Origin of the sequence: Idiomarina tyrosinivorans (assembly GCF_003987475.1) — a bacterium.
GTDB lineage: Bacteria > Pseudomonadota > Gammaproteobacteria > Enterobacterales > Alteromonadaceae > Idiomarina > Idiomarina tyrosinivorans.
This window is the reverse complement of record NZ_PIQH01000002.1, coordinates 227,905-246,241: the sequence shown is the minus strand read 5'-3', so window position 1 is coordinate 246,241 and position 18,337 is coordinate 227,905. Positions and strand designations below refer to the sequence as shown.

Genomic DNA, 18,337 nt, shown 5'->3' with positions numbered 1-18,337 from the left:
TACTCCTTTCTGCTGTTATTTACTCGTCCCAATCGGGAGCGAAATCTGGATCGACAATACGGTCGTTACGATCAAGTTTATCTATCGCGACGACCTCATCTTCTGACAACGATAATTGCTGTGCCTTAAAGTTGCTATGCAAATGCGACACTTTCGTGGTTGACGGAATAACCACGCGGTTATGGTGCATCAGCCATGCTAACGCGACTTGCGCAGCCGAGGCATCATGGTCTGCGGCAATACGCTTAATCGTCGCATCCTCCATAACCTTGCCCACGGCCAATGGCATATAGGCGGTTACGCTAATATCATGTTGGTCGCAAAAATCGCACACTTTCTGGTTTTGTAAAAACGGATGCAATTCAATTTGGTTTGTCGCAATATTATCTGCACCGACATGGTCAATGCTCTGTTGCATCAGCTGGGTGGTGAAGTTCGATACGCCAAAATGACCAATCAGCTTCTGCTCTCGCGCCTCCATTAACGCATCCAAACTTTCCTTGAGCGGCACACCGTCGGGTGACGGCCAATGGATAAGCGCCATATCAATAGTGTCGACTTGCAAATTATCACGGCTTTGCTTTAACGAGTCGAGCACGTCTTGATGCTTAAGTTTTTCGTACCATACCTTGGTGGTTACCCAATAATCATCGCGAGCAACAGACGTCGTGGCTAATGCTTTGCCAATGTCTGCTTCATTTTCATAGAACTGTGCGGTATCAATGTGACGGTAGCCAGTGTCCAAGGCTTCCTCCACCAAGTCGGTGATTTGCTGACCTTTGATACGGAACGTCCCAAACCCTAATTGCGGAAATAACATACAACCTCCTTTTTTGCCTTTGCTATTTCCTACGCCGCGGCGCCCTTATCCGTTCAATCTACATCGCGACTCGGCTTTTGTGCTCGCTCTAATGCGTCAAGTTTGGCTTCCAACGCAGTCACTCGCTCACGTAGCTTGAGCACCATTTGTTGCTGCACATCCATCTCTTCGCGAGTCACCAGGTCGAGTTTACTGAATTGCTGTTGCAAAACTTGTTTCACTTTTCCCTCTACGTTGCCTGCGGCTTCTTTCATCTGCGCTGGAATCGCATCACTAATTTGTTTGGCCAACTCTTCAAACTTCTTACTATCCATGGTTTGCCCTCTACTTAACGGTTGTTGTCGTTTAGCTTAGCAAGAGTTTCAGGTAAAATCTCGATTCCTCACCACTAATAGAAGGTTTGCCATGCAACTTAACCCTCGACAAAACGAAGCGGTACGCTATGTGTCGGGTCCTCTATTAGTTTTGGCCGGCGCGGGTAGCGGCAAGACTCGTGTGATCACAGAAAAAATAGCTTACCTGATTCGCGAGCGGCAAATGAAGCCACGCCAAATTGCGGCGGTAACCTTCACCAATAAAGCCGCTCGAGAGATGAAGGAACGGGTTGCACAAACCATGGGTCGACAACAGACTCGAGGGTTAACGGTTTGTACCTTCCACACCCTGGGGTTAAACATGTTGCGCCGCGAACTCAGTGCCGCAGGCTTAAAGCCGGGGTTTTCGCTATTCGACGACCAAGATACCTTCGCGCTGTTAAAAGCGCTGACTGAAGACGTGCTCGACGGCGACAAAGATCGTATCAAGCGTATTCAATTTCAACTTGGCCATTGGAAAAATGCGATGCTGAGCGCCGAGCAGGCATTACAGCAAGCAACCAATGAAGAAGAGCAGTATGCTGCTACCGTGTATGGCGATTACCAACGCCAACTCAGCGCATGTAATGCGGTGGATTTTGATGACCTCATCCGAATTCCCACGCTGCTGTTGGCACAAAACCAAACGGTCCGAGAGCGCTGGCAGAAAAAATTTCACTATTTGCTGGTCGATGAATATCAAGATACCAACACCAGCCAATATCAATTGGTGAAGCTATTGGTTGGTGAACGCGCAACCTTTACCGTGGTTGGCGATGATGACCAGTCTATCTACTCCTGGCGCGGCGCGCAGCCACAAAATTTGGCACTGCTACAGCAAGACTTTCCCCGCCTTAAGGTGATTAAACTCGAGCAAAACTACCGCTCGCATGGGCGCATTTTGAAAGCCGCCAACATCCTGATAGAAAACAACCCCCACGTATTTGATAAGCGGCTTTTCTCAGAAATGGAATATGGCGCACCACTCTCGGTGATATACGGTCGCAACGAGGAAAACGAGGCAGAACGGGTCGTCGCAGAAATCTTGCGGCATCGCTTTTTACGTAAAACGCCCTACCACCATTTTGCGATTTTGTACCGCGGCAATCACCAATCGCGGGTGTTTGAGAAAGCGTTACTGAGTAACCGTATTCCGTATCGTGTCACCGGTGGCCAATCATTCTTCGCACGAGCAGAAATCAAGGATGTAATGGCGTACTTGCGGCTGGTGGTTAATCCCAATGACGACACCGCTTGGTTACGTATTATTAATGTGCCAAAACGCGGTATCGGACCGCAAACAGTGGAGCGGATTGGGCTACTGGCCCAGCAGCACCAAGTCAGTTTATACAATGCCTGCCTGCTGCCACAGTTAACCACGCAGCTTGGTGAGCGCACGCGCAAACACGTTGAAGCGTTCACCATGATGGTCGAACACCATCGTCGTTTAAGCCAGTCTAGCGATCCTGCCGATGCCATTGAGGCTGTTCGCAGTCTATTGCAGGAAAGTGGCTACGAAGACTGGTTATTTGAGACCAGCCCGTCGGCGAAAGCGGCGGAAATGCGGGTAAAAAATATTCATGAGCTGCACCGCTGGGTGTCAGACATGCTTAAGGGCGATGAAGAACACCCTGCAATGACGCTCGAACAAGCGGTTAATCGCTTGGCTTTGCGCGATTTGATGTCGCGTCAAGAACAACAGGAAGCTGTTGACGAAGTCCAGTTAATGACCCTGCATGCCTCCAAGGGGCTGGAGTTCCCACACGTGTTTTTAGTGGGGATGGAAGAAGGCCTACTTCCGCATCAGAGCAGTATCGATGAGGGCAGTGTCGAAGAAGAGCGACGTTTAGCTTACGTGGGTATTACCCGTGCACAACAACAGTTAGTGTTCACTATGGCGAAAGAGCGCCGTCAATTTGGTGAGTTGCTTCGCCCGGAACCGAGCCGTTTTCTATTTGAGTTACCGCAAGACGATGTTGAATGGGAATCGGATAAAGCGGCCCCTAGCTCCCAGGAGCGCGAAGAAAAAACCGCACAGGGTTTGTCGATGCTGAGAAATGTGTTGAACAAGCCAGAATAATACGGCGTTGTCAGGCAGACACTTTGCGTTTTCGAGTGAGTTCTGCCAGCGGCTTAACGCCATCAAGGTAGCGGCCTTGACCGGTTTTCACACCCAGCTCTTTGACCAACTCCAGTTGCTGAGCAGACTCAATACCTTCAGCAAAAATGTTGATGCCCAAATCATCGCATAAGGTTACCACGTGACGTAACATTGCCTGCGCGCGCTCACTCGTGACTAAGCGACCCACGTACTGGTGATCGAGCTTAAGAATATCGAACGGATAGTTGTAGATGAATTGCAATGGCCCGGAACCGCGACCAAAGTCATCGATGGCGAGATTAAAACCTTTGTTTGATAAGGTGCGGAGGCTTGCGAGCACTCGCCGACCATCGTAAATTAATGCAATTTCGTTAAATTCAAAGACTAACTGCTGCGGTCTTACCCCTGCTTCTTTAACGATTTGCTCAATCTTCCGCAAATAACCACTTTTCAGCAGGTGGCGCACCGATAAATTGATGTGAAACAGTGGGAAGCTCTCGTTCCGCTTACTTTGTTGCACAATAAATTCACACGACTTGCGCAAAGCGAACCGGTCGAGTTCTAGAATAATTCCCGACTTTTCTGCCAGTTGCATAAAATCGACGGGTAACAGCTTTTGACCATGCTGGTTCCAACGCAACAAGCCCTCGTAACCCATAACCTGACGCGTTTGCAGGTCAACAATAGGCTGCGCATGTAGCTCGAATTCTTCGTCAAAACGCGCATGCCGTAATGCGGTTTCTTTCTTAATCGACTCCACTAAGCCATCGTGAATACTTGAGTCAAAAATGACGTAACGACCACGGCCCAAGTTTTTCGCTTGGTACATGGCAGCATCGGCGTCGCGCAGTAAACGGTCGGCGGTATCCACTGGCTCGCTGCAATCTGCAATCCCAATACTTGCGCCCGAGTAATATTCTCGCCCTTCAAGCTGGAAGGGTTCCGCCATTGTCCGAATAATTCGGCCGGCGACTTCTTTCGCGTCATCGAGTTCTTCAATGGTGTCTAATAACACCACAAACTCATCACCGCCCAAGCGCGCCAGCATATCGTTTTCACGAATACAGCGGCCCAGGCGTTGGCTCACTTCCAATAAGAACTTGTCACCTACAGAATGCCCGAGGGTATCGTTAATATTTTTAAAGCGGTCTAAATCGATAAACAGCACCGCAAAGTGATGATCGTTATGGCGACGATGGTGCGCTACAGCTTGCTGTAGGCGCTCTGTGAACATTGCCCGATTCGGTAATCCAGTCAGCGAATCGTGGTGTGCATCGTGGAACAAGCGCGCTTCAATTTTCTTCCGTCGTTCGATCTCACCCACTAGCTCTTCGGTGCGTTCGCTGACTTTTTTCTCGAGGAAAGCGTTCACGCGCTGAATCTCGTCCGCCGCTCGCTTACGCTCGATCGCCACAGCGACATGCTGGGAAACGAAGTTAAGGAGTTCTAAATCTTCAGATTTGTACAAGAACGCGTCGTCATAGGTTTGCACCGCAATAACCCCAATAACCTCTTCATCGACGATCAGCGGTGATGCCAACCATTGCAACGCAGTGCGACCATGCTTTGCGCTGAGTTCAACTTCATGTTGCTGAATCAGTCGCTGGCGTTGTGCTTCATCGACAAAAATCGGCTCACCAGAACGAATAACGTATTCCGTTAGGCCTTTACCGAGCCGACGCGGCTCTGCAGCTTGTTCCATTTCGTCGACATGATAAGGGAAGTAAATTTGTTTTCTGTCGTCGGACAGTAATGCCACGTAAAAGTTATCGGCGTGCAATAGGTGGCCAATTTCCTCATGTAAACTACGGTAAAACGCGCGCATGTTCTCCGAGGTATTGGTGAGCTCTGAAATTGCGAACAACACAGACATCTGTTGTTCCGCCTTTTCACGCACAGTAATTTCTTTCATCAAACTTTCGTTGGCATGTCGCAATTCAGCAGTCTGATGGTCAATTTCCGCTTGCATCAGCTCGCGTTGGCGCAAACGCTCTAAGGCATTGACAACGTGCTGAGAAACGAAGGTGAGCAGTTCCTTGTCGCTCTCATCGTAACGCACCTGCTCGTTGTAACTCTGCACCACCATTGCACCAATAACATGGTCGCCAGCGATCAACGGCACGCCTAACCAGTCAACTGGAGCGGCGCCCATTTCTTCTACTTCGCCTTGTTGCTTTAATTCTTCAAACGCTTTTGGAGTGCAAAGTAGCGAACGACCGCTGCGAATGACGTAACCGGTCAGGCCACGGCTCAACGTTTCCATGGGGATTTGTTCAAACATCGACATTTCATCGTACTCATCGACGAAATAGACGAAGTTCACCACGTCACTCTGGACATCGTATAAACAAATATAGAAATTTTTAGCGAACATTAGCTCGCCGATAATGGCATGAACCGAGGAATAAAAATTATCCATCTGACGCGCGGACGCCGCCAGCTCACTGATTCTAAACAGCGCCTTTTGGACGACTTCGGCAGAACGATACTTCAACGTCAAACGCTTGAGACGATCAACCACTTTACTTAAGCGTTGATTCTCAAGTTTTAATGTTGTCGATTCACTGACCTTTGATGACTGCCTATCGGCCATCAGAGAGCGTCCCCCAATGGTGAATACCTAGATTATTCACTCAGATGAATGTTACAAATTCGTTATGAGGGATAGTATACTCCCAATTTAAGATGATTGAAAAGCAACCAATCACTTTCTGTACAAATTTTCCCAAAAAGTCTTCAGAAAACGCAACAAAAAAGGCCGCTAAAAAGCGGCCTTTTCATTGCATTTCAAAAGCTTAAAGACCTTTGGTCATAAACTCAATTGCACTCTTAATTTCGTCTTTTGAACAGTCACCACAGGTGCCTTTGGGTGGCATTGCGTTGTAGCCGTTCCAAGCGTGCGTTAACAATGTATCAATACCTTGGGCCAGACGCGGTTTCCAAGCCTCTTCCGAGCCTTTCTTCGGTGCGCCTAAAACACCAGAACCGTGGCAGTTAACACAGAAAGAGCCGTAGACGTCCTCTCCGGAACGTGGGCCACTGCTGCCGGCATTACCAGCATCGGCTTGTTGTTCGCCGGCGACATAAACTTTTGCGAGCGGTTTAATACGGTCAGCAATTGCCTCTTTTGACATTGCTTGCTGCACCGGTGCGGCGTTAGCAGCCACTGTAAACAATGCGATCAACGTCGCCACAACCACGTTTTTCGTTAATACTGTCAGTGTTTTCACTTGAATCTCCTACAGGTAACTGGTGATATAGCACGCCCAGTAAGCGGAACGATTATAACCACAAATGGCGAAAGGATAAACTGTTGTCGGAGTCTCCTCGAAAAATAGCGTTGCTTGATCTTGACGCCTTCTTTGCTGCTGCTGAAGTTTTGCGCGATCCGAGCTTAGCGCAGCGTCCGTTTGCGGTCGGTGGTGGCGAAAATCGTGGCGTGGTGGCGACCGCTAACTATTTAGCCCGGCAATTTGGTGTGCATAGCGCAATGCCGGGAAGCCAGGCCAAACGATTGTGTCCAGAGCTGCTGTTTGTCCGTCCTGACCACGGTTATTATCGGCAATTATCGTCTCAGGTTTTACAAGTGCTACAGCAGGTCACCGAGACTATCGAGCCCGCCTCAATTGATGAATTTTATCTCGACCTTACCGACAATCAGCACTATCAGGGTAGCGCAACCCGCACCATGAGCGCCATTAGAGACCAACTTCGTGAGCTGGGTCTATCCGCCTCTGCGGGCATCTCCAACCAAAAAATGGTTGCCAAAATTGCCAGTGAAGAACGCAAGCCTGACGGTCAATTCGTCGTTCCACCCGAGCAAGTGTTGACCTATATCAGCCAACTTAGCTTAAAAAAAATTCCTGGGGTAGGACCAAAAAGCCAGCAGCGACTAGCGTTACATGGATTTCACAAAGGCCAAGATATTCAACAAGCAGAGATGGCCGCACTGCAAGACATCTTAGGTGAGAAAGCCGGGTACATTCTCCACCAACGCTGTTTGGGCATTGACCCACGGCAGGTCATTACCGAGCGTATTCGCAAAAGCGTTGGCGTCGAAGAAACGCTCTCAGCAGATATGCTTTCGAGTGAGACTGGGCAGCGCTTTTTATACGATGTGTTGTTACCGAAACTAAAGAAGCGGCTGAAAATAGACCGCTGGCAACAGCAGCCAATTCGCGCGCAAACGGTGAAGGTAAAATTTTCAGACTTCTCGCAAACCACTGCGTCAAAGGCCTGCAAAAGAGTATCTAGCGCATTATTTCATCAGTTATTGGGTGAAGCTTGGCAGCGGGGTAGTAAAAAGGGTGTAAGGCTCATCGGGGTCTCAGTGACACTACCGGACCCCGATGAAGACCGCCAACTCGAACTCGAGTTAGAGTAACGTCCTATTTCGCCTTCACTTCTACCGTAATCTTTTTCGACACTACAGCAGGTTTCAGTGGTACGTGTGACATATCACCCATTATCAACTGCAGTGTGTGTTTACCTGGCGATAGGGTTAGCGTGGTTTCGGTTTGGCCACCGCCAAAATGCATAACGTCTGAACCCATTGGCTGGTCCAGTGCCGGTAGTTCATCATGGTCAACCAGCAAATGATGATGACCCGTATTAGCCTTATCAATGCCAGCTGGGGCGACGCCCATGCCAGACAAACCGAATTTCACTGTAAAAGTTTCAGGCACCACTTCGCCATCCTGTGGTGAAATGATGTAAACGTTCGCATCAGCCGGAGCGGCTGTACGCGGCATATCTTGTGCCATTGACGATGCTGGAATCGCTGCTAATGCCAACAATACCGAACTGATTGCTATTGCTTTCATAATTGCCTCCATTTAATGAGTAGTGCTTTTAGCCTTACGCGTGCAAGCCGTAATTAGATTATTACGATAGTTTAAATCGACGGACTAACGTCTCTAACCGTTCAAACTCTTGCTGCAGACTCTCACACGCCTGCTTCGTTTGGCTAAGGTTAGCAACACTTTGCTCGTTCATGTGGCTAATGTCCAATATATCTTGATCTAACGACTTGATAACCGACGTTTGTTGCTCTGTTGCTGATGCCACAGAGTGATTCACACTGTCCATCTCTGCAATACCGGCATTCACCCGTTGCATTTGTTCATTCGCCTCATCCGCTGAGCTGACGCAGCGTTCACTGGTCTCACGGCTTTCTTGAATCACCGCAATAACCGACCGAGTTCCCTGTTCAAGCTGACCGATCATGGTTTCAATTTCATTCGCCGAATCTTGCGTCCGTTGCGCCAAGCCCCGTACTTCGTCGGCAACCACTGCAAAGCCGCGGCCGGCTTCTCCCGCACGCGCAGCTTCAATAGCTGCGTTCAACGCTAACAGGTTGGTTTGCTCAGTAATACCTTTAATCACTTCAAGAATCTGATTAATGTTCTGGGTGTTCTGGCTGAGTTCATTAATAACATCAGACGAAGATTCCATCCGCTGCGATAGCTGACTAATGGCTTCGTTATTTTTGTTCAAAGCATCACGACTTTGGTTCGACCAATGGCTGATATCCGATGCCTGTTGCGACGCCCGACTAGCATTCTGTGCTATTTCATTGGCACTGGCATTCAACTGGTTAATTGCGGTCGCAACACTATTGGTCTTGGCCGTTTGTTGGTCAGAAACCTGCAATGATGACTGGGTGGCGTTGACCATATTACTGACATTATGCTCTAACTTCTGGGCGGAATCGTTCACCTGTCCGATCGCCACATGGATCTTTTCAATAAACTGATTCATCCGCTTGGATAGCGTGCCGAATTCGTCATTCGACTCCACAGGCAAACGCTGCGTGAGGTCGCCCTCGCCGCTGGCCAAATCCGACACCGCAAGGTTTAATCGGATAAGCGGACGCATAAGGATTCTCAATAAAGCGGTTAATGCCACGACTACAGCGATCACCCCAACCACTAAATAAATCACCGCCATCCAGGCAAAGTTATCTACCTCTGCAAAGGCCTTGTCGCTATCTATCGCCACCGCAAGGTACCACTTTACCCCGTCAATGCCACGTATCGGCCGAAATGACACCATAAAGTCTTTATCATTGATCACGTAGTCGCGAAATTCGCTGGCGATGCTGGCGTCGCTACCAAGTACGCTATTGAGTCCCTTACCGACATTGTTCGCATCAGGGTGACTTAATACTTTGCCTTCGTCGTTAATTAAAAAGGCGTAACCAAGGCCCATAAAGTCGATATCGTTCACGATATTAGAAATCGTATCTAACATCATGTCACCACCGGCCACTCCGAGCAGACGGCTATCTTGGTACATTGGCACGACCGCCGAAATGGTTAGCTCGTTCGTCGTTACATCAATATAGGGTTCGGTATAGGTTGGTTTACGTTGGTCCAATGCGAGTTGGTACCAGGGACGCTGACGTGCGTCATAATCGGCGGGTAAATCAATCGAGGTATCGTCAAGAATGAAGGTGCCATCTGGCAGCCCAAGGTAAACGTTCTTGAACGAACCAGCTTGCTTTGCTTGCTGCACTCGAGTCAGCGCCATGTCGTGACCTTGGCTTGGCTGATAACTTTTTGCCGTGGCCTTAACAATCTGCATATGGCTGTTCAGCCAGTAAGCAATGTTCTCGGACACCGAATCGGACAATGCCTGCAATTGCCCCCGCAAATCGTCCTGCGTTTGCGTCCGCATCTGTACGAAGTTAGTAACGGTAAAAGCACCAAGAATCACCACCAGCAACAAAGATGCCGTGGCGATCACCTTTTGTGTGAAGGTGAACCGATTAAACATGACTCGCTGATCCCCAAATTATTATTATTCTTGTCATCGGCATATCGCCGCGAAGCTTGAGCTTTACAAAAACCCATCAGCCGACTTGTACATCCGTTTCCGGGTATCGAATAAAGCCTTTCTTCGGTGTTGCCAAAAAATACGCCAAGGTAATTGGGCCCACACGGCCAACAAACATCAATAACATAATCACCGATTGACTAAAGGTCGATAAGTCAGAGGTTATACCGCGAGATAATCCGACCGTACCAAACGCCGAAACCGCCTCAAAAACGATATCTAAAAATGGTAGATCATCGTTCGCTACCATAAGAAAGATGGCGCTGAATAACAGTGCCAATGAGATCAGTGCAACGGCCAAGGATTTCATCACTAATGATTGGGCCACGGTACGGCGCATAATAGTGACCCGCTCGTAACGCCGCAGAAACGCTCGCGTTGCTGCCCATAACACAATAAAGGTACCCAATTTAATGCCACCGCCAGTACTCATTGAACCAGCGCCAATGAACATCAACAACAAAGTGAACACCGCACTGCCATGGGTGAGTGCGCCGGTATCAACGGTATTAAATCCTGCGGTACGCGGCGTTACTGCTTGAAACCACGCCGCTAACGCTTGGTCGCCAAGCGTTAAGTGACCGAGCGTTGCCGGGTTGTCTTTCTCCAACCACCAATACACCGCGAAAGCAATCAGGTTTATCAGCAATGTGGCTAATAAAATAATTTTTGTGTAAACCGCCATGCGCTGCCAACGACGCTCGTCATAAATATTGACTAATACGCCAAAGCCGAGGCCACCAATAATGAACAACGCGGTTATCAACAACACCACAGGAACGCTGCCAACGTAACCCATTAGGCTGTCTGACCAAAGCGCAAAACCGGCATTGTTGAAGGCCGAAATGGTGTGGAATAACGCGTTAAACGCGGCGTCCGCGAAGCCCTGCTGCGGCCACCAGACAAGGGTTAATAGAATAATGCCAATAAGCTCTACTGTAACAGCGATCAGCAGCACCGCTTTTGCCGTGCTTCCAACTTTGCTCATGTTGGTTTGGTGCAGTGCTTCTTGGGCGACGATCTGCTCTCTAACAGAAATACGACCCCCTAGAGATAGCGCGGCAACCACCGCAAAGGTCATAAAACCTAATCCACCTAACTGAATCAGTCCGGCGATGATGAGCTGGCCCCAGTGGCTGAACTGCGTCGCGGTATCCACCACAATCAAGCCCGTTACAGTCACCGCGGACGTTGCGGTAAAGAAGCTTTCAAACCAGCTAATTGGCGATGTGGTAGCAAACGGTAACTTTAATAGGCAAGCGCCCAGCGCTATTAACAGAGCAAAACCGCCAGCGAGAACAAACGGAGGGCTGGCATTAATGACTCTGTGGGACGTGCGTGGGTGACGTCGAAATAGGTGAAAACCGGGTATCCACTGTCTCATAAGCCTAACAAGACCTACTACTCAAGCCGTTCGGCGATAGATTTCAAGGCTTTTAGGCTGCCGGCTAACACCAGCAGATCTTTGTGTTTTAGCACTAACTCATCTTGTGGCGAGGCAAATACTTGGTCCTTGCGTTTTACCAGTAAGGCGTGCAAGTGTTCTTCCTCGTCGCCAAGCACTGACTTCAGGGGTTCACCATCGAGGCTCTCAGACGCATCAACTTCCACAATAAACCAGTTATGGCCGAGCGCTAAATAATCATTCACCATTGGATAGTTGAGGGATTGTGCGATACGAATACCCATCTCTTCTTCGGGGTGGACAATCCGGTTTACCCCGAGTTTAGTGAGTATCATATGGTGCTCTTTGGAGGTGGCTTTCGCCCAAATTTCTTTTACCCCCATGTTTTTCAGGTGCAAAACGCACAACAAGCTCGCTTGTAAGTCCTCGCCTATTGCCACCAGCACCGCATCACACGACGCCAAGTTTAATTCTTTCAACGCCCGCTCGTCGGTAACATCAGCAATCGCCGAGTGCGTTAGGTCGTCGGCTAAGGCATCCACCAACTTGGCATCGTTATCTACGCCGATTACGGCGTGTCCGAGATTAAGCAACTCTAGCGACGCCTGGGCGCCAAATCGACCTAAGCCAATAATTGCAAACTGTGCCATCGACGATTCTCCCTGTTAATCACAAAGCGAGGAAACCGATTGCGCAATCTCCTCACACGCTGTCGCTGTTGGGCGGCCAAATAGGAAGCCCTGAAATATGCCGCAGCCTTGCTGCTGTAAAATTTCAAACTGCTCGGGGGTTTCTACCCCTTCAGCAACAACTTTTAATTCCAGTTGCCGCGCCATTGAAATGATGGTCTGTGTGAGTGAACGTTGGCTTTTCAACTGCGTGATTGACGCTACAAAAGCCCGATCGATCTTCAATTCATCCAGCGGCAATTGATACAAATAAGACAATGACGAATAGCCTGTACCAAAATCATCCAGCGATAATCTCACACCCATGCGTTTAATCTGTAACAACTTTTCACGAATTTCGTCGCGCTCATCCAATAGCATCGACTCCGTTAGTTCAAAAATAAGGCGTTCAGGGTCGCCCTGCAGCTCACTAACAGCTCGACGCACGGTCGGAACAAAGCTGGCGTCACGGAATTGTCGTGGACTGATATTTAACGATAACGTCCAACCACGTTTTTCCGAATCAGTCTGCCATTGATTGAGTTGCGCCACCCCTTGTTGAATGACCCAACGACCCATTGGCACGATTGCGCCGCTCTGTTCCGCCAGTGGAATAAATTCAGCTGGGGATACCATACCACGTTCAGGGTGGTGCCAGCGGAGCAACGCCTCGTGGCCGATAATATCGCCGTGACGATTCACTTGAGGTTGATATAACAGTTGTAATTGCTCACCGTGCTGCGTATCACGCAACGCTTGATCTAAATTGACCCGCTCTAAAACATGCGCTTGCATGCTGGAGTCAAAAAACCGAATCCCATTCTTGCCTTCAGCTTTTACCATCGCTAAAGCATTGGAGGCTTGCTGCACATAAAGTTCTGGGTCTTGTTCAGTATCGCCAAATAGGGTGATACCAACACTGATAGTTAGCTGGTGACGTTTGCCTGAAAACTCAAAAGGTTGTTCTAACGCCTCGCAGATTTTCTCGGCAATGCGCTCACATTGCTCGGCTGCTCTATCGATGTTCTGGTCAAGATCGGTCGCAACAATAGCAAATTCATCAGAAGCAATTCGCGCGACCGTATCATGGCTGCGCATAATGCCTTGTAACCGTTGCGCTGCCTGTAACAACAGTTCGTCGCCACTTTGATGGCCAAAGGTATCGTTAACAGCATGAAAATCATCGAAATCGATCATCACGATAGCGCCGTAATTACGCCGCCGGCGAGCGACTTTCTGCTGGTGCTGGAGGCGTTCAATAATCAGTTGCCGATTCGGTAACTCCGTCAAACTGTCATAAAATGCTAAATGCTGAATATGCTGTTCGGTTTCCATCCGCTCAGTAATATCGGTAACGACCCCGTTCAATATTCGCCGCCCTTGCTCATCGGCCTCACTCGACTGCGACTGGATAGAGAACCAACGTAACTGACCATTAATGACAAAGCGTCCCTGCCAGTTGAACGGTTGGCGGTTTTTCAGGGCAAATTCTTGGGCGCGATAAAAATCAGGAATATCATCCTCGTGGAGACAATCATTCAGCGTGTTGATGTCATCGACAATGGCTTGTGGATCGGCCGCAAAAAGGCTCGCCATGCGTTCGCTAACATAAAACATTTCAATACTGCCATCGCAGTGAACATAGGCTTGATAGACGCCAACCGGAATGACCCGAGTGAGTTCATCATACTGTGCCAACGCGCCTTTAAGCTTTTGTTGCGCTCGTTCGGTATGGGTATTAGAAACGTACAAACTGTTCCGAGCACGCCAGTAAATACCCGCCAATAACAGTAAGCTCAATAATAAGAAGACCAGCGGTAAGGCAAGTTTATTGGCCCAATGCTGCCAAAGGATTTGTTCCGGAAAGGTCACCACCGCCGTCATTGCATAATCAGCAATGCGGTTCACATAAACAAAATGGTCAGTATAGGTACCCACATCTAGTTGACGCTGATGTTCGTAGAGTGCTCCGGGCTTTTCAGTGAGCTGCCGTAGGTGCTCTGAAACTGGCTCTCCATACATTCGTTGTAATGCCGCTTGGCGGTTTTCACGAGGGATTGGGAAGTAATAGTTGAGATAACCGTCATCGCGAACCAACGCAATCGCAAAGCCTTCTGGTAAGCCGCTATCAGCCCAAGGGATAGATTGATTATCCAGCCGGATGCCTGCCCCTAAGACGGCAACCACTCGACCATTTTCATCGAGCATGGGTTCGCGCACTGGAATAATCCATTCCTCAGTGGTCGGCAAATAATAGGGCCGCCCAACGGCGAATGTTTTGCTGGCAACCACTTGTTGAAAGCTTTCAAAAGAGCGTTCATCAAACTCTTTTAAATTAGGAAGATTCTGGGTTCGTTCGCTCGATGCCCGCATTTGCCCAGAGGTATCAGTTAAGGCTATAGCAGCAATTTCATCAGCACTGGCACGAATATTCGCCAAATACGTCTGCGCTCGTTGCGGGTTTTTCAGCGCGTCAATCAGTCGTAGGTGCTCGTTAGTCTGCCGCAAAATCACGTGATATGCCTGCATCGCACTTTTTACACTTTGCTCTAACCGTTGACTAATGACACTGGAGCGGCGAGCCAAGTCATCGCGAGATTGTGAGTAGGTATACCAAGCCGTAGCAAGGGTCATGACAATCATTATTGCCACGATTAACCAAGCAAATTCCTGCAGGATTTTTGCGTTATTTTTGGTTCCACGTTCGGCCATTCCGAACTCCCTGGAGCTACTTTAGAACTGCCATCCTAGCAATTTTTCACGAGAAAGGAAGCCACGCCGTGAGGCGTGGCGAATATCTTAGTCCGCGAGTTCTGCGTTGTGGTAAATATTCTGTACGTCGTCACAGTCGTTTAGCATATCCATGAACCGCTCAAACATTGCCACATCATCACCACTCACTGCGGTTGTCATTTGTGGCACAAACTGAATATCGTCGGTATCAAAATCAATGCCTTCAATTTCGCTAGTCAGCGCTTGCCGTGCTTTTGCGTATTCGTCATGGGGCACGAAAACCGTGACCATGCCGTGCTCTGATTCGATCTCAGAAACATCGACATCGGCTTCCATCAAAGCCTCTAAAACGGCGTCTTCGTCGTCGTGAGCGAAACTGAAAATGCCGCAGTGATCGAACATATGCGAGACACTGCCTTGAGCGCCAATTTTGGCGTTGGTTTTGGTAAAGCAATTACGCACTTCACCAAAAGTACGGTTGGGATTATCCGTTAGGCATTCCACAATAACCATACAGTTGCCTGGACCGAAGCCTTCATAACGCGCCGGAGAAAAGTCCTCACCTGCACCTCCAGTCGCCTTTTCAATTGCCTTTTCAACAACATGTGATGGCACTTGGTCTTTCTTTGCACGCTCAATCAAGCTGCGTAACGCCAAGTTGGCATCAGGTTCTGCCCCACCTTGCTTGGCACAAACGTAAATTTCTCGGCCATAACGGCTATAGACACGGCTTTTTGCTGCCGCGGTTTTGGCAATGGATTCTTTTCGGTTTTGGTAAGCGCGACCCATAACAGACCTTTTGCTGCGGATAAAACTGCGCAAAATTCTACACAGAGGTTCGGGGCAAGTCTATTTTTCCTCTCAGTAACGTATTAACGATCAAGCTTTTGGCTATAAGTCATACGCAAATAATCTTGTTGGGTTGCTATTTAGCACTACATTAATCAATGTCGACAATCATTTTTTGGAGGTTAGATCATGAGTTTACGTATCGGAGACACTGCACCAAACTTCACCATTGCTACCACCGACGGGGAAATCGATTTCCACCAATGGAGCAAGGGATCTTGGGTATTCTTTTTCAGTCATCCGGCAGATTACACTCCGGTTTGCACAACAGAAATGGGGCGCACAGCGCAATTAGCGGATGAATTTGCGAAACGCGGCGTTAAGCCACTGGGCCTTTCCACCGACACTGTTGACGAACACAACGGCTGGATAAAAGACGTGAATCGAACCCAATCGACTGACGTTAAATTCCCTATTGTTGCCGATAAAGAACGCCACGTTGCGGAGCTCTACGGCATGATTCATCCGAATGAAAGCGCCACTGCGACCGTTCGAACGGTGTTTATTATTGATCCTGAGCATAAAATTCGTTTAACCATGACCTACCCAATGACAGTGGGCCGTAATTTCAACGAAATTTTACGCGTTATCGATGCCTTGCAAGCCACTGACCGTGATCCGATTGCTTGCCCAGCAGATTGGGAGCCGGGTAAAGAGGTTATCATTCGCCCAACGGTTAGCGATGAGGAAGCTAAGCAACATTTCCCACAAGGTTGGACCGCGCATACGAGCTATCTGCGCACCACTAAATTGAAAGACTGAAGACTAAGTTGGTAATAACAAACGGGCCGCATATGAATGCGGCCCGTTAATTTTCTCAGCGAATGCGCTGACTATTCAGTATCGTCACCACCCTCACTTTCGCTAGCGGTTTTGATTTCAGCCGAATGAACAATCACGTAGCCCGCGTCTTGCCATTCTCCCTCGACTTCAACGGTAACGCCGACTTCTAGGGCATCAACAAATGCTTGCAGATCTACACTCTGGTCGTCGATTTCAAGCTCAGCTTCAGTCACCAAGTGGAACTCATAGTCACCCACAACAAAGGCTTCGCCGTTTACTTCTGCGACTGAACCTTTAACCTCTACCTCGCCATGGTGTTGCTCACCATCATCATCACCTTCGGTTTTGACCTCAACTTTGCTCGCGACTAAGGTGTCGCCGTCGTAATCACCTTTTACCTCAACTCGAGGTTCCTCCATCGAGGCTAAAAGGGCTAACAAGCGCATAGGGTCATCCGTACCCTCGGCTTCAACTTCGGTGGATTCGTTAACGATGACTACAACACCTTGAACAGTAAAGCGGTCGTCACCAATGTCGGTGGCAACGCCCTCTAATTCACCGTCTTTATCTTCATCGTTCAAGCGTTTGATTTTCAAAGCAATATGGTTGCCTTCTGCGTCATTTTTGGCGATAACTTTCAACACATCATTGACCATGATGTCATCAAACGTGAAGGTCCGTAATTCGGCATCAGATTCGTCTTTAAAACGTGTGGTATCGGTGACTTGAAACTCGGTATCGTGAATTACGATGGTTTGTGTATCGGCGTCCACGGCGGTCACTGTGCCTTCCGTTTTTCCAGTGACGCGCTCGTGCAGGAACTCAACACTGTCGACTACCCAGGCGCTATCAACACGCTCGGCTTCAATCTTAATTCGAGCACCGTTGGCCAAGTCAGCCATCGCACCATCTTCGAATTCAACAGTATCGGCTAAAGTTACCGAATAACCAGCAATCACAAAGCTTCCCGCTTCGGCATCGTAGTTGCCTACAACGCCAGCGACCTCAAGTTCATCAACCTCTTCATCAACGGATTTTTCGGTTGATTTCACTTCGCTTGCTACTAGCGTGTTGGTTGTACTGTCAAAACTATCGCCCTCCACCCGAACGCCGCTACCATTGGCTAAATCGGCTTCGCTCATCTGTTCGAAGGTTGCTTGGCTGTAATCAACGGTTAAGTCATTAATGGTGAAGGTCTTCGCAGTGGTATCGAGGGCTGCAACATCACCATCAACTTTATACACCTGCTCATCGGTTTCTAAAGCGATGCGTGTGGCATAAAAACCACTGTCTGTTTCATAACCACTGACTTCGACCAAATCACCAATCGCCAGCGTGTCGATGGTCACATCGTCAAATTCGGTAACCTCGTCGTAGCTGACCTGTTGGCCCATAATTTCAAGCGTCTGCGCAGTCGTCGAGATAAGTGTTACAGCACCTTGCAGCGTCTCTTCGTAATCGATTTCGGAGGCTTCAGGGTCGTCACCTTCAGCGGTTTGCGCGCGCACAGAAACCACCATACCGATTGCCAAATCCGAATCGGTGGCATTACCCGCTTCATCCGTTTTGATTTCCGCATTTTCCGAACGGTAACGTTTGCCGTTTACATAAACACTGCCAAACCCTGTGATCACCCCTTGGGTCACCACGGAAGTTGAAGTTTGTTGCGTACCACCCGATCCATCGGCGCTTGAATTATTCCCTGAGTCACTGCCGCCACAGCTTGCCAAAACGGAAGCAATCGCGATTGCGGTAGTGGATTTTAATAGTGTTTTCATAACAGCCCCC

Annotated in this window: 14 protein-coding genes; 3 read left to right on the top strand and 11 right to left on the bottom strand. The window is 48.9% G+C overall.

Going from position 1 to position 18,337, the window contains the following annotated elements; genetic code table 11:
• Positions 1-19: 19 nt before the first annotated feature.
• Entirely contained in the window at positions 20-820 is an 801-nt protein-coding gene (gene dkgB / locus CWI84_RS03075) for a 2,5-didehydrogluconate reductase DkgB (RefSeq protein ID WP_126841104.1), read from the bottom strand.
• A 53-nt stretch (positions 821-873) separates the two neighbouring features.
• The gene (locus CWI84_RS03070) at positions 874-1,134 is read right to left on the bottom strand and encodes an accessory factor UbiK family protein (protein ID WP_126841103.1); all 261 of its coding nucleotides are present in this window, start codon (positions 1,132-1,134) and stop codon (positions 874-876) included.
• A gap of 91 nt (positions 1,135-1,225) precedes the next feature.
• On the opposite strand from CWI84_RS03070, the gene rep reads away from it, so the two are divergent.
• Positions 1,226-3,253, top strand: coding sequence for a DNA helicase Rep (rep, locus tag CWI84_RS03065; protein ID WP_126841102.1), 2,028 nt, complete (start codon positions 1,226-1,228; stop codon positions 3,251-3,253).
• 10 nt (positions 3,254-3,263) lie between these two features.
• On the opposite strand, the gene CWI84_RS03060 is transcribed toward rep, so the two are convergent.
• Both CWI84_RS03060 and CWI84_RS03055 read right to left on the bottom strand, forming a co-directional pair.
• Entirely contained in the window at positions 3,264-5,867 is a 2,604-nt protein-coding gene (locus CWI84_RS03060; protein WP_126841101.1) for a bifunctional diguanylate cyclase/phosphodiesterase, read from the bottom strand.
• 202 nt (positions 5,868-6,069) lie between these two features.
• The gene (locus tag CWI84_RS03055; protein ID WP_241968715.1) at positions 6,070-6,504 is read right to left on the bottom strand and encodes a c-type cytochrome; all 435 of its coding nucleotides are present in this window, start codon (positions 6,502-6,504) and stop codon (positions 6,070-6,072) included.
• Between the two features lie 83 nt (positions 6,505-6,587).
• On the opposite strand from CWI84_RS03055, the gene dinB reads away from it, so the two are divergent.
• Positions 6,588-7,658, top strand: coding sequence for a DNA polymerase IV (gene dinB / locus CWI84_RS03050; protein WP_126841100.1), 1,071 nt, complete (start codon positions 6,588-6,590; stop codon positions 7,656-7,658).
• A gap of 4 nt (positions 7,659-7,662) precedes the next feature.
• Here dinB and CWI84_RS03045 read toward each other — a convergent pair whose 3' ends face one another.
• The 6 genes from CWI84_RS03045 to CWI84_RS03020 all read right to left on the bottom strand — a co-directional run bounded on the left by CWI84_RS03045 (position 7,663) and on the right by CWI84_RS03020 (position 15,706).
• Positions 7,663-8,097, bottom strand: coding sequence for a DUF4399 domain-containing protein (locus CWI84_RS03045; RefSeq protein ID WP_126841099.1), 435 nt, complete (start codon positions 8,095-8,097; stop codon positions 7,663-7,665).
• Positions 8,098-8,158: 61 nt separating this feature from the next.
• Entirely contained in the window at positions 8,159-10,051 is a 1,893-nt protein-coding gene (locus tag CWI84_RS03040; RefSeq protein WP_126841098.1) for a methyl-accepting chemotaxis protein, read from the bottom strand.
• Positions 10,052-10,127: 76 nt separating this feature from the next.
• Positions 10,128-11,495, bottom strand: a complete 1,368-nt coding sequence (locus CWI84_RS03035; protein WP_126841097.1) for a TrkH family potassium uptake protein — start codon at positions 11,493-11,495, stop codon at positions 10,128-10,130.
• 17 nt (positions 11,496-11,512) lie between these two features.
• Entirely contained in the window at positions 11,513-12,166 is a 654-nt protein-coding gene (locus CWI84_RS03030) for a potassium channel family protein (RefSeq protein ID WP_126841096.1), read from the bottom strand.
• Between the two features lie 15 nt (positions 12,167-12,181).
• On the bottom strand, positions 12,182-14,896 hold the full coding sequence (locus tag CWI84_RS03025) for a bifunctional diguanylate cyclase/phosphodiesterase (protein ID WP_126841095.1): 2,715 nt from the start codon (positions 14,894-14,896) through the stop codon (positions 12,182-12,184).
• Between the two features lie 87 nt (positions 14,897-14,983).
• Entirely contained in the window at positions 14,984-15,706 is a 723-nt protein-coding gene (locus CWI84_RS03020) for a YebC/PmpR family DNA-binding transcriptional regulator (RefSeq protein ID WP_126841094.1), read from the bottom strand.
• Positions 15,707-15,895: 189 nt separating this feature from the next.
• Here CWI84_RS03020 and CWI84_RS03015 point away from each other — a divergent pair, with 189 nt between their 5' ends.
• Positions 15,896-16,528, top strand: a complete 633-nt coding sequence (locus CWI84_RS03015; RefSeq protein ID WP_126841093.1) for a peroxiredoxin — start codon at positions 15,896-15,898, stop codon at positions 16,526-16,528.
• A gap of 71 nt (positions 16,529-16,599) precedes the next feature.
• On the opposite strand, the gene CWI84_RS03010 is transcribed toward CWI84_RS03015, so the two are convergent.
• Positions 16,600-18,327, bottom strand: coding sequence for a DUF5666 domain-containing protein (locus tag CWI84_RS03010; RefSeq protein WP_126841092.1), 1,728 nt, complete (start codon positions 18,325-18,327; stop codon positions 16,600-16,602).
• Positions 18,328-18,337: the final 10 nt, after the last annotated feature.